Source organism: Photobacterium sp. S4TG1, assembly GCF_036040035.1.
Taxonomy (GTDB): Bacteria; Pseudomonadota; Gammaproteobacteria; order Enterobacterales; family Vibrionaceae; genus Photobacterium.
On the sequence record NZ_JAYXUH010000011.1, the window covers coordinates 1 to 15680 of the forward strand.

Sequence of the window (15680 nt, forward strand, 5' to 3'; positions counted from 1 at the left end):
TTTGAACTTTTGAGCTGTTTCGACATTACAGAGAAAATCTCATCCGGTCCTACACTTTTAACTTGTTCTTCTTTACGAGAAGGAATAGCACCAACAATAGCTTTATAAATAATAGAGCCAGCCATACCAACTAAACTAGTTAGGAATGCAGTTTTTAATCCATCAAGAAGAGCTTAAATACTGCCATCAATATTAGATGGATTAAAATCCATAAGGCCAACAACAATACCGGCAAAAGTACCTAAAATACCTAACGAAGTAAGAATATTTGTTGTGCTGGCCGTAAATCTTGGTGCTTTATGTAAAATAGCTAAAACAATGGATAAAATAAGAAGAGATAAAATAAGATATATAAATGCATCAGATATAAATTCGGCACTATATGAAGCGATTAAATTCGCAAGTAATTCAGTCATCATTAAAAAACTAGTTGTATATAAGGATCGTGAGTTTAAAGTAAATCCCAAAAGTTGACTATATTTACAAAAAACAAAAAATATGTATAAAAACAAATATTTATAATAAAAATTACATTTTGAAACAATTAATGCAATCCTAAAACCACATAAAACTAAAATACTAACAACTTACAATCAACGACGGTAATGAGACTACGTTTAAACAATTTAATATTAATTTCTACTGATTTAATAAAACCTTGGTCAGTATTTAGCTACAAGCCTTAGCTACGACTGAGCAATAGCATCTGCACAATAACCACAGGGCAATAACTAGCCATGCTTACCGCGCTGTAACGTCTAAATACATTAACGGGCAAGCATCCCCTAGCAGTTATGGTAAACTCAGTGATAAGTATTTGTATGTAAGCGATCGCAGCATTACCAGTGTGGATAGGAAATACCGTCCACCGTTATCGTTTACAGTAAATTTTAGTACCTCTGGTTGCACGCCACAGGTTAACTAGAAAAATAAAGAGTATAAAAATCAAATGAGTAGTCAAACAATTCAGTGGTTCCCTGGACTAAAAATACCACGTCCATTAACGTTTAATAAAAACCACATTTAATATTACCAATCAACAACTTAACTATGATTTATCGTCCATTAAAATCCACTGAATAATACCCCAAGCCAACACTTTTAGTACCCCATGATGTACCCCATAAATCGAAACTAATATATACTGGCTAAGTCTAGTTTTGAGGTGATGAATATGGCTCGTCAAGTGACACGTCTTACCGATAGAAAAGTGAAAACTATAGCACCAACAGGCAAGGAATTTACCCTATCAGATGGTAATGGATTACAGCTTCGTGTACGCCCTGCTGGCACTAAATCATGGCAATTTAAATATAGTGACCCTGTAACAAATAAAACACAAAAACTCACGCTAGGTACTTATCCTGATCTGTCACTCGCCAATGCTCGTACAAAATCCGTTGAGTATCGTGAGCTATTAGCACAACACATAAACCCAAAGTCATTTGAGCAAACAACAAGCAGATACCTTTTAACCATCGCTGAATTATGGTTTCTAGATAGGTGAGCAACTTTTGCCATTGATTAATGGTGTAATTAACCGTACCTCCTAGCTGACTTTTTAGTAATACTTTATCTTGGGTTTCAAATAATCATTCATGGAATTTATCTAAGATAGGTTTTGATTTTTGTTAACGTAATTGTTGTCGTTCAACAGCACTTAATCCTTTCTCTTCTTGCTCAATACCATACAATTTAGCGATGAAGTTAATCACCTTTTCTACTCGACCTGATTTCTTCTTTGATTGCACTTTTTGTGCATCAGTAAACTTACGTCTAACATGCGCTAAACAACCTGCTTGGCTGACATTTTCTAGTTTTAGACCGGATAATAATAAGTTCAGCTGCTGCGTTGAGATATGAATATGACCAGAAGCCGTTGGCTTTGGCTATTGAAACGACCTTTTTCTAAACGCCGATAATAAAGCTAAAATACATTCGTATCCCAGAAAAGGATCTTGATTTTATCTTTGCCACGATTACAAAATATAAACCATATGCTGCTTAATGGATCCATTTATAGTACATCGACCACAATAAGTGAGAGATCATCAATCGCTTTTCTCATGTCTGTAATACCAAACACGAGATAAATAGCACCTTTTGGGATCATTGTAGAGCCTTTAGCCATGTCTGAATCTGGATCAATGTCAGTGATGCTGGTAGTTCCGTTCGAATTTCATTAGGTAGATGAATAATCACGATTTCACCGATTAGAATCAATGGCTTATTTATAATAACTTGATGAGCAATTTGTTTAATTTTCTTCACCCAATAATGAAAATTAGCGTAATTAATATCATTCTGTTTGCAAAATTGCGATATTTAAATACCCCTATTTTGCTGCTGGTTAACGATAAATGTTCAATATTGGTATTTTTTGAATTGTGTCATAGTTCTTCCTTTTAGTCTGAAAAACTATGACAAAAGCGGACTGTAATTAGAATGTGTAGTTAATTAGGCGCTTACCTAGTAGCAGATATTATTCATAGTTGATTACCAAAAAACGGTAAAGAACTTCACCAATATAAAGCTGCATTTTATTGGATCGATACCATGATTGGTAACGTTCAAAATTCGATAAAAGAGACATATCATGCAATTAAAGAAAAACATATTCCTCGTTATCTTGGTGTATTCTGTCTTCGATTTAATTATCAGTTTCGAGTTAAAGATATATTCAATACGCTGATTAAATGTGGTGCAAAATCACCACCAATATCAGAGAGATTATTAACCATCGCTGAGTATCGGTGGTAATCAGACTAAAATGTTTATTAAGAATAATAATGTAAATTTTCATCGACATTATTATTTTATTAAAATAGATAATTACATATTTGAGTATATATTCATAATGACGCCACCAGAAATAATTAATGCCATGGCTATAATTGCTGGTAAATCTGGTTTTTGTTTATATAGGATCATAGACATAAAAGTAACACCAACAATACCAAAACCACACCATAATGAATATGCTATACCTACAGGTATATATCCCATTGCCTTTGTTAAAGCAAAATAACAGATAGAATAAGCACAAATAACAAGAACTGAGGGACCTAGTTTACGAAAACTATTTGTTTTCTTAATAAATGAAGTACCTGTTATTTCTGAACAAATCGACAAACCTAACCATAAAAAACCAGTACTTAACATTTTACGTCTCCATCTTTATGCGTTAATTTTATATCATTTTCAACTTCGGGGACTTCTTCACCCATCTTTGAAAATAAATTCATTATAATAATACCGCTAGCAATAATGATCATTCCAATTACTGCTGCCATATCAGGATGTTGACCATAAAAGATCATTCCTAATGTAGATACAAGCAAAATACCCGTGCCCGACCATGTCGCATATGCTAAGCCAACAGGTAAATATTTCACTGCTTGTGAGAGCGAGTAATAACAAACAATATAGAGTAAGACAATAACAGCTAATAATACTGTTTTTGTCATACCAACACTTGTATCAAACATTTTTAAAGTTGAAGTGGCTGACGTTTCTGATGCTATAACTAACACCATCCATAACCATTTTTTTATAGACTCAGGCATTTTAAGATCCTTGCTTAATTAAATTTTGCTTAATGATTGGATAAATAAATTACTGTAATTGTTGTTCTTTAATATATTCCGCAGCAAGATCTGTTAAATTATCTTGTAGCGTATATGCTCTTACTCCTTTATTCTTCACCTCATTAAGCGTGATATATCCAGATGGAATTGACGACATTAATACGGGTTCACTTTGTTCAGGTGTTCCCAACATAGCCGCCTTAATGGTTAGTAACGAGCCTGTTCTAACACCAAGTTTTGCGATTTGCTCCAGTTGCAACGTGGCACGTTCACACATAGCGACATTGCCAGATAGCCCTAATAATTGGTTTAACTCACTGTTTAAATCACATTGATAGTTAAAGGCATACGTTGGTATCCCTTTCATCAATGCATATTGAAACAACTGACCCGCAGGGGTTAAGTACAAACCGTTACTCACTTCACCTAGCGTGGCTAAATCCAAGAATGGAAACAGTACCTGCTCATAATCATTTAACCATTGGGATGGGTTAGCACCATCCCAATGCACTTGATTACCAAGGTGATGGACTGCCGCCAGCTCATCCCCTGACGGTTGACTCGCTAAAATATGCCAGCGTATCCCCGTCCATGCTCCAAGATGATTGGCAATTTCTTGGTGATAACCATTCGCGGTGGTGAGTACCATCAGCGTCGGCTTACCCATTTTTGCTAATACTTGTTCAACAATGGCATCAATGGCTTGTTGGTTGAGGCTTTGTTCGTCCATGTTTTACTCCGTCAATCAACGAGATAAACCGCATCACCAGAACGAATACCTGCCGCATTGGCTTCATCGGTATCAATATGGAATTCAAGGGCATAGCGATCATCGACGCGAACCACAACTTGTTCAAATACCAAACCACATTGCTGACCAGCACTCACCCGGACTTTTTGACCATGCTCAACCCCTAATAACTGCGCATCTTGCGGTGACATATGAATATGTCGCTGTGCACAGATCACTTTCGATTGCAGGTTGACATGTCCCGTCGTACCGACAAGCAATGCATCTGCTGATTGGTATAAATCCCCCGATTCACGTACTGGAGCTTTAATACCCAAGGCGTAACAATCAGCCTTCGATACTTCAAGTTGTGTTTCGGATCTTGCTGGCCCCAATACACGGACATTATTAATGCTGCCTTTAGGCCCCACGACCATAACGCACTCTTTCGCGGCAAACTGGCCAGGTTGGCTGAGTTCTTTCAAGGGATGAAGTTGATAACCCTCCCCAAAAAGCGCCTCGATATCAGCTTGTGAAAGATGCACATGACGGTTTGACACCCCGGTAGGGATCCCAACTGTTGCGCCTGTCAACGAAGCAGATGATACAACTGGAGTCCATAACTTCGATGCTGGTAGTCGTTCCTGAATATGAGTCATTAATACGGTATTAATCATTTCTTACTTCCCTGCGATTTTGATGTGCTACCTCGTTTATTGCGCGCAATCGCGGGCTTTCGGTTTGGCACCGTTGTTACTGATGTTGCTTCAGAGACTTCTTCAACTACGGCTTTATCGCTCTTCTCAAGCGTCGTTGATGCAACCTGTTCAGCCTCATCCTTTGCCGTTGATGCTGACATGACAGCTGCTTCCGAAGCAGACTCTGATATAGCAGGATCTACAGCCAATTGATCCGAAATCGTGATATTTGAAGCATTATCATCGACTGCAATGTCTGGCATCTTCTCTTTCACCGCATGATGCAAATGATGCACCTTAGAAAGACAACCTTGCGAAAGCATCGCCAGTACACTCGTATCCGGCCTTGCCATAACCAGTGACATACAAAGCTCAGCACTACCACTGATCGCATCAACACCACAATCAACCGCCGCTTTCACGGCACTGATCTCACCTTCAAAATAGACCGAAACCAATCCCGACCCTGCTTTGCGATACCCCGTTAAGCGCACACCCGCCGCTTTGCATGCAGCATCTGCGGCATGAATGGCGGCCGTTAAGCCAATCGTTTCTATCACCCCAATACTTACCGTCATATTGTCTCCTTAATGTCGAACTAAGCGGATATCGAAATCAAACTGGGTAAAGAAGTCACTCAACTTATTTAGCTCTTCATCGCTATAGCCAAGGTCTTGAGTGATGGGATAAATCATGTCGAGCTTTTCATATTTAGTCTTACCAAACTGGTGGTAAGGCAGAACATCAATCCGCTGGATATTACCGTTACCACGTTTGGCTAATTCCATGACGTATTCAAAAGCCCCGGTGATCGAATCAAATGAATCGTTGTAACCTCGAATTAGCGGCATCCGAATAACAATATTGGCACCAAGCTCAACCAATCGCTCAAGGTTACGTTTCACGCCTTCGTTACCAATACCAAGCAAGCTTCGATGCTGATTTGTGTTTATTTGCTTAATATCAAATAAAAATAAATCGGTACACTTGGCGAGCTTTTCATAATTAGCGAGGCTAGTTGTTCCTTGCGTTTCGATGGCCGTGTTGATCATCTGCTTTTTACATTCGGTCAGTAGTGCCACCGCAAAATCCGTTTGTAAGCTCAGCTCGCCCCCACCTAAAGTGACACCGCCACCAGATGACATGTAGAAGTCATAATCTTGCATAACGACCTCCATCAACTCCGGCACAGTCACGTCTTTACCCATGATATCTAGCGCATTACCCATGCAAACTTCTTCACACTTCCGGCAACCAATGCAATCCACGCTGCGGTCAATGGTATGCACTGCATTACCTTCAGTATCGGTCGACATCAGGTGTACACCTGCAGGGCACACTTCGGCACATTTCCCACAAGCGATGCATTTGTCATGGCTAAACATTACTTGAAACTTGCTACTCAACCCTTCGGGGTTTGCACACCAATCACAACGAAGATTGCACCCTTTAAAGAAGATCAGCGTACGGATCCCTTCACCATCGTAGATAGAGTATTTTTGAATATTAAAAATACGCCCTTTCAATTCAGTTTCTTTGCTCACTTCTGCTATCCCAGTCATTGTTATTTATCCTCACTTTGCCTGTGTCTATTTGCCATTACTTAGGCGTAGTGGTGTTTTTAATTAAGGGGGCTTTCACCCCCTTACTGCTGGGTTAGAATTTTTCTATAACCGTACGACTGATGATTTCATCCTGAACTTCTTTACAAAGTTCGACGAAGTAGGCGCTGTAACCTGCGACACGAACGATTAAGTCGCGGTATTTTTCTGGCTCAAGTTGCGCTTTCTTCAGCACTTCGTTGTCAACATAGCTAAACTGCATTTGGCCATTACCAAGAATTGAAGCCGTGCGTAGTAAGGTGATCAGGCCATTTTTACCTTCTGGGGTATCCAACAAACCTTTCAGGAATTTGAAGTTGTGCACCATGCCGATATTCATGGTTTCAACATTCATTTTGCTGACAGATTTAATGATGGCTGTCGGACCATGCTTATCCGCACCCTGCGTTGGGCTAATACCATCAGATAATGGCATCCACGCTAAACGGCCATTCGGTGTTGCGTTGGTTAGTTCACCAATTGGCGTGTTATTAGAAATCGATAGCGTGCCGTGGCTCATGGTTGAATACAGCATTTTGTAGTCACGACATTCGCGTTCAGTCCACTCGGTAATATCGAGTGCAAAATCATCTGCGTAGTTATTATCGTTACCGAACTTAGGCGCATTGAGACAGTCACGGCGGAGCTCTTCAAAGCCTTCAAAGTTCGCTAACATCGCATCGCGCATTTGCACTAATGTGTATTTTTTATCATCAAATACCAGCTTGCGAATTGCAGCCATTGAATCAACATACGTTGCTAAGCCAGAGAAGATCAAACCTGGACCATTGTTAATAACCGCACCACCAGCAGCAACGTCTTTCCCCTGCTCCATACAGCCTTCAACCATCAAAGACATCAGTGGCTTAGGCGCAACATCGCGGTGAACACGTTGACTAATAACGGTACCAATTGCGGACAATTTGATAATGTGAGCCACTTGCGCTTTCACGGCTTCATCAAACTGCTCGAAGGTGTGAATGCTATTAAGATCACCGGTATCAAGACCTTGGTAGCTATCAAACAGCACCATACGACCACGGTTTAGTACGAACTCAATAGCAATTGGCCATTGGGTATAACCCGTTGATGTCCATTGGTAAATTCGACCTGATTTTTGTGGCTCAACACAACCCATTAAGCAGTAGTCACGCGCATCTTCGAAATCATAACCTTTACGTAGCATCATCTTGATGTGTGAATCATCAAAGTGACAGGCTGGGAAGCCCATGCCCGCTTTTACCACATCAACAATTTTCTCAAGGTAATGTTGAGGTGATTGGTTGTGAATACGACAGGCAAGTGACGGTTGGTACACTTTCACAAAGCGCACTGCATCCATAATCATGAGGGTTAAGTCATTGGTAGCATCGCCACCTTGGCGCTTCTGACCACCAACGGTTAAGTTGATGAACGGCTGGTAACCCGCAAAGTATTTCGCACCCAGTTCACTCGACATCCACATCAGTTCGGCACATTTGATGATGAAAGCCTGCATCATTTCAAGTGCTTGTTCTTCCGTTAAACGACCAGAGTCAATATCAGCACGGTACATTGGGTAGCAGTATTGGTCTAAGCGACCTAGAGAAAGACCAGTTTGGTTTTCTTCTACTTCAAATAGCGATTCAATGGTCCAGATACTTTGCAATGCTTCTTGCAGTGTTTTCGGTGGATTTGCTGGTACATTCTCATTGGTTTTCGCAATAGTAAGCAGCTCAGCACGGCGTGTTGGATCCGTTTCTTTCTCGGCTAATTCCAGTGCATGAGCGGCAATACGATGTGAGTAAGCCACCACGCCTTCACAGGTTTCAATCGATGCTTTGTAGAAATAAATCTTATCGATATCGTCCGGGTTTTCCATGCTTAGCGATGCCAGTTTTTCTTCTGCATCTGCTTTAATGCCATTCATACCTTTGGTAAACAAAAGAATGTCGTATCCTGGACAGGTATCACCACCACCGTTAATTTGGTGGTAAGACAAATCACTGACAAAGGTTTCACCACTGAAGTCCCAAAGGCCCGCTTCGCGATATTGCGCTTCACAGATCTCATCCAATGATCGACCTTCCCAGAATGGAACAAGCTCTTCGCGGATAATGCGTTTGTCTTCTTCTGAGATTTCAAAAGGGTCTTGTGCGCGAGTACTCATAGTATCAAGCTCATCACTCACCCAACGCCATGCGATATCTGGAGAGAATGCACCCGCACGCGGTTTACCACATGGGTGGCCAACAATCAGCTCATCATCTTGAATTAATAGCGGTGCAGTTTCACACGCATAGCGGAACGCTTTCGCTCGCAGCAGAATAAGCGGTAAACCCTGGTGCTTCTTCGTCACTTCAGTGAATGCTTGCGCACGGTAGATAGACACACTAGGACGCGCTTTCAGGTAATTGCTACGCAGGCGTTGCATACGTGGCGTTAAGCCTTCCATCTCTTTCACATCACAATCAGCAGCGGCAGTGAAACATGATGCTTCAGTGGTCGGTGCCATTGTGCTTACACCACCTTGATATAAACGCATTTGTAGCGCGCTATCCAAGCTCGCGAGATTGTTGCGGGCCGCTAATAGCATCGCAGAAAGTTCATTTTGCACTAACTGGCTATCAGCCATTTTGCCGCCGTGTACTAACCAATCAAACATTGGGTACCCAGTGCCTGCAACATTAGCTCGCACTTCAGACAGCTCTACCAATTTCAGCCATAAACACTCAACGATTTCGTAAGCTTGCTCTGGCGTGATCACCCCAGCGTTGATGTCGCGTTGGTAGTAACCGTATAGCGCCTTATCGAACCCGATATGACCCACAGCGTAGCCGCCGTTATCAAGGTGCATCATTAGTTGAATCAAATAGAAAGCCTGGCACGCTTCTTTAAACGTTCTTGCTGGCTGACCCAAAATATGACGTAGCGTTGAAGCTGCATCTTGCAACTCAGCCTTACGATACGGATGATTTTCTGTATTCGCTTTCGCTTCCAGCTCTGCTGCTAAACGTTGTGTTAAGGTTTCTGCACCTTTGCACGCCAATAGCATGGCTTTACCTTGGTTGACTTCGTCCATACCATTACGGCTGATCGCACTACCAATATTTTTTAGGCGCGATTCCATGTGCTGTTCTAGCACGTTAAGACCAACGCTAATCATTGCCATATAATCTGGCGTATGCGTCATATCGCTATTTAAAAAACCAAACACAGAAGGGCTATTTAGTTCTTCTTCGGTGTGGAAAATCGCCCCACGTAATGCTGATGACTGGCTACCTACAATCAATTCATCTTGACCGATGTATAGCGGCAGATCCGACATCAATTGACTAAAATGTTGTGCTTTTTTAACCAACGGCGGCATGCCTGCAATTTCATCACCAATCGAGGCCAAAATGGTTGCACGTTCTGAATTAATAGAGCTATTTTTTGCAAGTAACTTTTCTGCCAGCATTTTTACGCGTGGCGTTAGAGAATAATGGGCCATCGTTAGCCTCTCCTACTATTTTGTTTCACTATGGCCAGCCTTGACTGGCCATCTGAATATTGGAAAATTAATACCGTGCGATTACGTTAGAGATGCCGTTAGAAAACTCTTTCGATACAAGGTTTCCAGCTCTATGGCACTCGCTGGACGCGGGCTGGTTGGGGTACAACTATCTTGGCCAGCCAACGTCACCATTGCAGCCATCGCGGCGTTAAAATCAGACGCTGTAATACCACAGGCTTGAATGTTAGTAACCTGACCCAATTGCTCACGCAATACATCAATTGCCACCAGCAAACTACGTACCCCTTCACGATAATCCGCAGCAGGTAACCCAAGCAGCGTCGCTAAGCGAGTATATTTTTTCGCTGCGGGGGTATTACAGCCGCCAAAAAAATCAGCATTAAATGCGACGACATGGCTCATTAGTAACGCGTTTGCGCGACCATGTGGCACTCTAAACTTGCCACCTAACGCATGCGCTAAACTATGCGTAATTCCCAAAGATGCATTGGTAAATGCCATACCCGCGATACATGATGCGTTGTGCATTTTTTCGCGCGCTTGCAAGTCATTTCCTTGTAGATAACAATCCAGCAAATGAGAAAAGACGAGTTGAACCGCTTTCTCTGCCAGTGCATCACTAAAGTCAGACGCCTGATTAGAGACATAAGCTTCTAGTGCATGACACAACACATCCATCCCTGTATCTGCGGTGATCGAAGCCGGTACAGACTTCACCAATGCAGGGTCGAGAATCGCCAGGTCTGGCAACATATACTCATCTACCACTACCCATTTTTCAGTATTCGATTTGATGACTGAAAACGCGGTCACTTCAGAGCCTGTTCCACTCGTCGTCGGGATTGCCACAAAATATGGTTTATCAGCTAACTGACCACCTTGCGACAAGGTGTAAATCACCCCTTTAGCTGCATCGATAACGGACCCACCACCCACAGCAATCACCACATCAGGCTTTGCTGCAATAAAGGCTTTCATACCACTGGCAATCACAGACACATCAGGATCGGGGGTAACATCAGCAAACAGTTCAACCGCCATGTGATTAGCCTGTAAGTGCTGGCTCACCATCTCTGCGATACCAAACTTAACCATGGCTTGATCGGTAATAAGTAATGCACGCTGCCCTGTTAAGGTTCTCAGCTTATTCAGCGCATTAGCTCCGAATTGAATAGTGGGCTTGATCTGAAATTTATTCATCTTTCTGCCTTTCCTATCGTTCCTGCTGGATCTTCTCGACGATGGCGACTATCGACATTGCCTTGTATTGCTGCTTATGTAATGCAAAGTATTCTTCTACCAATACCTGATCGTGAATCCCGGCACCGACGCAATCGACAGCCACATATGTGCGATCTTTAAGGGGTTCCAAGTCATCACCAAGTGCGGTTACGAGTAATAAATTGGAGCCTCGTAATTCATCACTTTTCTGGGTGGCGACAACGCGCCCGGTTACTGTTGCAAGAAGCATATTCTTACCACCTTCGTTATGTGTACTATGGCGCGAGACGGCCCATAACTTGCTTAATGATGTGCTCAACTTGCGCGGCATTAATTTCATCATTCGCTGACGCGACTACTGCAGCAAAACGGTCATCACTCTGGGTTGACGACACAGTATTTGCCGCGACAGCCGGAGTAGTCGGTGCAGCCCCCATGAAGCGCGTATCTTCGAAAATACTAACGGATTGAGCTGACGCGACTGGAGCGACTGATGTAGGCTCAGCGTACGAGGTGTAAGCAGACTGACAAGCAGGTGCTGGCGTTAATACAACAGCTGGCTGACGAAGCTCTTCAATTGAACGAACACCGTAACCCACTCGTCTTACATTAAGTAAGTTCATTGGGCCAACATTGTCAGAGCTAGAACCACCACCCAGTGCACCACAGCCTAATGTCAAAGCTGGTGTAATATTGGTTGTTGCGCCAATGCCACCCAGTGCTGCAGGGGTATTCACCAACATTCGATATACTGGCTTTTCTAGCGCGAATTCACGTACAATTTCAGGATTCTGTGTATGAATCACGAGGGTGTGTCCCATACCTTCATTGGTTAGCAACGCTAAAACACGCTCACAAGCTGCATGCCAATCTTCTTCAATATACAAGCCTAATACTGGGCACAGTTTTTCACGCGAGTATGGGTTTTTCGGAGAGACGGTTGTTTGTGGCGATACCAATACCGTTGTTGTCGCCGGAACAGTAAAACCTGCTTTTTGAGCTAACGTTAACGCACACTGGCCAACAAGCTCAGGGTTAATCATGCCATTAGGGCGTAGCAAGATAGCAGCAAGTTTGTCTGATTCTTGCTCATTCATTAGGTACGCACCTTGACGTACTAACTCATAATGCACTTGATCATAAATACAACGCTCTGCAATGATCGACTGCTCAGACGCACAAATCACACCGTTATCAAACGTTTTACTGGTGATAATATCTTTCACCGCTTGTGGAATATTAGCACTGCGTTCAATAAATGCAGGACCATTACCAGGCCCCCCACTGATTGTTGGCGTGCCTGATGCGTATGCGGCACGTACCATACCTTCACCGCCTGTCGCTAAAATCAAAGAGATATCTTTGCTCTTCATCAGCGTTTCAGTCGCCTGCATTGTCAACAAGGTTACCCCGTCAACAATCCCCTCTGGCGCACCAGCTTCTAGTGCTGCACGTTTCACGACATCAATCGCTTGCTGGCTACACACTTTCGCATTGGGATGCGGTGAGAAAATAATGGCGTTACCCGCTTTCAATGCGATTAACGTTTTGTAGAAAATAGTCGACGTTGGATTCGTCGATGGAACAAGTGCTGTTATTACCCCCAACGGCACACCCACTTCCATGATCTTATTCACCGAGTCATCAGCAATAATGCCCACGGTTTTCATATCACGGATATGTTCATGTACCTGCGTTGAAGCAAAAAGGTTTTTAAGCACTTTGTCTTGCCAGCGCCCAAAACCCGTCTCTTGATGCGCTGATTTTGCCAAGACTTCAGCATGTCGTGCAGCTTCAGCGGCAATATGTGCAACAATTTTGTCGACTTGTTCCTGAGAGAACTTAGCAAACTGATGCTGGGCCTTTTTCGCATTCTTTACCAACTCACGAGCGGCTTGAATGGACTGTAAATCTTTATCTAACATCATGACCAATAATCCTTCATCTTACTTCCCGCTAGCGAGGCATTGCCTAGCCAGCAGGATCATCTTCATGCTCGGTGTTGAGAGGCGATTTTTTCGATGTCGTTATGCGGACGAGCAATTACACGGTATGAGACTACAGCGCCAATTTTCTGAGCCGCTTCAATACCAGACTCAACCGCAGCATTTACTGCGCCTACATCCCCTTTCACCATGACAGTAACTAAACCAGAACCGACATTTTCGTAGCCAATTAATTCAATATTGGCGGCTTTGCACATTGCATCAGCGGCTTCAATTGCTGGAACTAACCCTTTTGTTTCGATAAGACCTAATGCGTCTTTCATCGGATATTCCTTTTATTCAGTCATGGTGTATTGAGAAACAATTTTCTCAATATCAGTGTGTGGACGAGCGATCACAAGAGAAGTCACAACTTCACCTACTCGTTGCGCAGATTCAACGCCAGAATCAACAGCCGCTTTTACAGCACCTACATCACCGCGAACCATGGCGGTAACTAAGCCTGAACCTACATTTTCATAACCGATCAAATCAACATTGGCGGCTTTACACATCGCATCAGCCGCTTCAATACAAGCAACTAATCCTTTAGTTTCAATAAGACCTAACGCATCTTTCATGTCGTATTCCTTGTTAGCCTTATGCTTTATGTTTAATAACGATCTTATCGATATCGTTATGAGGACGGGCGATCACAAGAGAAGTCACAACTTCACCAACGCGTTGCGCAGATTCGACACCAGAATCAACCGCCGCTTTCACTGCACCAACATCGCCTTTTACCATTGCCGTTACTAAGCCAGAACCGACATTTTCATAGCCAATCAGCTCGACATTCGCGGCTTTACACATTGCATCTGCAGCTTCAATACACGCCACAAGACCTTTTGTTTCAATCAAACCTAATGCATCACCCATGTTTGATTCCTCCGTTACTGGGATTAAATGTTGTTATTAGAAAGCTACCAGAACGAGGTAACTTACTTACTCAAGAACGTTGTAAAACAAGTTCACTAGCAACCACGAAACAACCATAACGGTAAAAAAAACAAAATGGCATATTACCCCTAAAAAAACCCATATTTAGATGATTAATCTAAAATTAGTCTTGATTAATACCTATATTCACGAAATTAATCTGATTTTTATGTTTTTACAATATCTAAAAAATAGAAAATTCAACATTCATTCTCTTACTTAATAGAATCATCAACAATTTTAAAGTAATTCTTATTTATCAATAAATTAAAGGTAATAACTGTGAACTAGGACAATAGCTATTTAGATAAGGGTGTGGACAAAAGCAGTCATTGATGAAAAACAGATATACTATTCTCAAATAGCAGAAATGCCTGTAAACACACCTCAACTCGATATAAGAGTTTAAAGGGTAATCCCAGCATTGAGGCAATGAGGCAATGAGGCAATGAGGCAATGAGGCAATGAGGCAATGAGGCAATGAGAAAGTAAAGAGGTACATAACAAGCAGGAAATAAATAATATACTCTGAAACAGAATTATCTACTGCAAATATGAGTAGATAGATAACAAAGACAATGAAAGAACAATCACTAAAATCTAAGAAAACAAGTAGACCAAGCAGACCAAGCAGACCAAGCAGACCAAGCAGACCAAGCAGACCAAGCAGACCAAGCAGACCAAGCAGACCAAGTATATTGGAATTCTATATAGAAAAAGCATAACGAATTAACTTCAAATAAAGTTAATCTTTGTAAGTACAGTAATTTAGATTAAAAATATAAAAACAATATACTTAACGAAGTAAAAAAAGTTAGGCTAAAAAAAGAGATGTCATCTCTATGCTTAGCTAACTTAAATATAATCTGATAGTGGCAAACTACAGCGCAGAGAAATGATAGATAAAGATGGTTCTATTCAGATAAAGAACAGATAAATAAAGGAGAGTTAATTGAGCTTAATAATACTGTACTATGATTTAATTTTTTAACATGAATTTGTAATGCATGATTACTATCGGACATTTCACGCATGAAATAATCAAAAATAACATCTGGTGCTTCATCTATAGATGATTTGCTAGATGACCACTTTTTTACCTTATACATGCGTTCTAAATTAGATATTTGTTGACTATCATATTCAAATTTCACATAACGCTGAAGATATAACCATCCAGCTTTTGAGTCAGAATAACCTTCCACAACCATAGAACCTTGTCCTTTAGATGCAAAATGGAAGTGGATATTAGCATTTACCGTTTCTACATTAGGATCCTCAAAGTGCATAATTGCACGCGCAATACACTTCATTTCTCCCCTATTTTCTAAAAGAACTTTAGACAAAAAAGGTAACGTACAAAGAAAAAAAAGGATCAACATATAAAAGAAAAATATTTTACCATTTTTTTTAGATTTCATTC

General features: G+C 41.6%; 17 protein-coding genes and 3 pseudogenes. 2 read left to right on the forward strand and 18 right to left on the reverse strand.

Annotated features, from left to right (window positions below; translation table 11 throughout):
• A pseudogene (locus VXS03_RS13100) lies at positions 1-416 on the reverse strand (MotA/TolQ/ExbB proton channel family protein); the annotation flags it as partial.
• Between the two features lie 758 nt (positions 417-1174).
• Here VXS03_RS13100 and VXS03_RS13105 point away from each other — a divergent pair.
• A complete protein-coding gene (locus VXS03_RS13105; RefSeq protein ID WP_327764216.1) occupies positions 1175-1507 on the forward strand; it encodes an Arm DNA-binding domain-containing protein in 333 nt (110 codons plus the stop codon).
• Here the strand turns inward: VXS03_RS13105 and VXS03_RS13110 are convergent.
• From VXS03_RS13110 to tnpA, 3 genes and pseudogenes are all read right to left on the reverse strand, one after another.
• Positions 1494-1817: pseudogene (locus VXS03_RS13110) on the reverse strand (IS66 family transposase); the annotation flags it as partial. The gene VXS03_RS13105 and the pseudogene VXS03_RS13110 sit on opposite strands and share 14 nt — an antisense overlap.
• A 110-nt stretch (positions 1818-1927) precedes the next feature.
• Positions 1928-2017 (reverse strand): IS66 family insertion sequence element accessory protein TnpB, encoded by a 90-nt coding sequence (gene tnpB / locus VXS03_RS20295; RefSeq protein ID WP_107250207.1) that lies wholly within the window; start codon positions 2015-2017, stop codon positions 1928-1930.
• A gap of 92 nt (positions 2018-2109) precedes the next feature.
• Entirely contained in the window at positions 2110-2325 is a 216-nt protein-coding gene (gene tnpA / locus VXS03_RS20300; protein ID WP_412547330.1) for an IS66 family insertion sequence element accessory protein TnpA, read from the reverse strand.
• A gap of 144 nt (positions 2326-2469) precedes the next feature.
• Between tnpA and VXS03_RS13115 the strand changes: the two are divergent.
• Positions 2470-2760, forward strand: a pseudogene (locus VXS03_RS13115) (IS1595 family transposase); the annotation flags it as partial.
• 72 nt (positions 2761-2832) lie between these two features.
• Here VXS03_RS13115 and VXS03_RS13120 read toward each other — a convergent pair.
• From VXS03_RS13120 to VXS03_RS13185, 14 genes are all read right to left on the reverse strand, one after another.
• Complete coding sequence (locus VXS03_RS13120) at positions 2833-3162, reverse strand: DMT family transporter (protein WP_327764217.1); 330 nt, start codon at positions 3160-3162, stop codon at positions 2833-2835.
• Positions 3156-3566, reverse strand: coding sequence for a DMT family transporter (locus VXS03_RS13125; RefSeq protein WP_065192206.1), 411 nt, complete (start codon positions 3564-3566; stop codon positions 3156-3158). Before VXS03_RS13125 ends, VXS03_RS13120 begins: the two co-directional genes overlap by 7 nt.
• Positions 3567-3615: 49 nt before the next feature.
• On the reverse strand, positions 3616-4317 hold the full coding sequence (locus VXS03_RS13130; protein ID WP_327764219.1) for a hypothetical protein: 702 nt from the start codon (positions 4315-4317) through the stop codon (positions 3616-3618).
• Positions 4318-4328: 11 nt separating this feature from the next.
• Positions 4329-4994, reverse strand: coding sequence for a phosphate propanoyltransferase (pduL, locus tag VXS03_RS13135; RefSeq protein WP_327764220.1), 666 nt, complete (start codon positions 4992-4994; stop codon positions 4329-4331).
• A complete protein-coding gene (locus VXS03_RS13140; protein WP_327764221.1) occupies positions 4991-5593 on the reverse strand; it encodes a BMC domain-containing protein in 603 nt (200 codons plus the stop codon). Before VXS03_RS13140 ends, pduL begins: the two co-directional genes overlap by 4 nt.
• A 9-nt stretch (positions 5594-5602) precedes the next feature.
• Entirely contained in the window at positions 5603-6577 is a 975-nt protein-coding gene (gene cutD / locus VXS03_RS13145; RefSeq protein ID WP_327764222.1) for a choline TMA-lyase-activating enzyme, read from the reverse strand.
• Between the two features lie 94 nt (positions 6578-6671).
• Positions 6672-10088, reverse strand: a complete 3417-nt coding sequence (cutC, locus tag VXS03_RS13150) for a choline trimethylamine-lyase (protein ID WP_327764223.1) — start codon at positions 10086-10088, stop codon at positions 6672-6674.
• 81 nt (positions 10089-10169) lie between these two features.
• Positions 10170-11312, reverse strand: a complete 1143-nt coding sequence (locus VXS03_RS13155; RefSeq protein ID WP_327764224.1) for a 1-propanol dehydrogenase PduQ — start codon at positions 11310-11312, stop codon at positions 10170-10172.
• Between the two features lie 13 nt (positions 11313-11325).
• Complete coding sequence (locus VXS03_RS13160) at positions 11326-11583, reverse strand: EutN/CcmL family microcompartment protein (protein ID WP_065192213.1); 258 nt, start codon at positions 11581-11583, stop codon at positions 11326-11328.
• A 25-nt stretch (positions 11584-11608) separates the two neighbouring features.
• Positions 11609-13261: an acetaldehyde dehydrogenase (acetylating) gene (locus VXS03_RS13165; protein WP_327764226.1), complete on the reverse strand. Its 1653-nt coding sequence runs from the start codon at positions 13259-13261 to the stop codon at positions 11609-11611.
• A 62-nt stretch (positions 13262-13323) separates the two neighbouring features.
• Complete coding sequence (locus tag VXS03_RS13170) at positions 13324-13602, reverse strand: BMC domain-containing protein (RefSeq protein WP_327764227.1); 279 nt, start codon at positions 13600-13602, stop codon at positions 13324-13326.
• 12 nt (positions 13603-13614) lie between these two features.
• On the reverse strand, positions 13615-13899 hold the full coding sequence (locus tag VXS03_RS13175; RefSeq protein WP_062689453.1) for a BMC domain-containing protein: 285 nt from the start codon (positions 13897-13899) through the stop codon (positions 13615-13617).
• A gap of 19 nt (positions 13900-13918) precedes the next feature.
• Entirely contained in the window at positions 13919-14197 is a 279-nt protein-coding gene (locus tag VXS03_RS13180; protein ID WP_327764228.1) for a BMC domain-containing protein, read from the reverse strand.
• Positions 14198-15171: 974 nt separating this feature from the next.
• Entirely contained in the window at positions 15172-15678 is a 507-nt protein-coding gene (locus tag VXS03_RS13185; RefSeq protein WP_065192217.1) for a FidL-like protein, read from the reverse strand.
• Between the last annotated feature and the right edge of the window lie 2 nt (positions 15679-15680).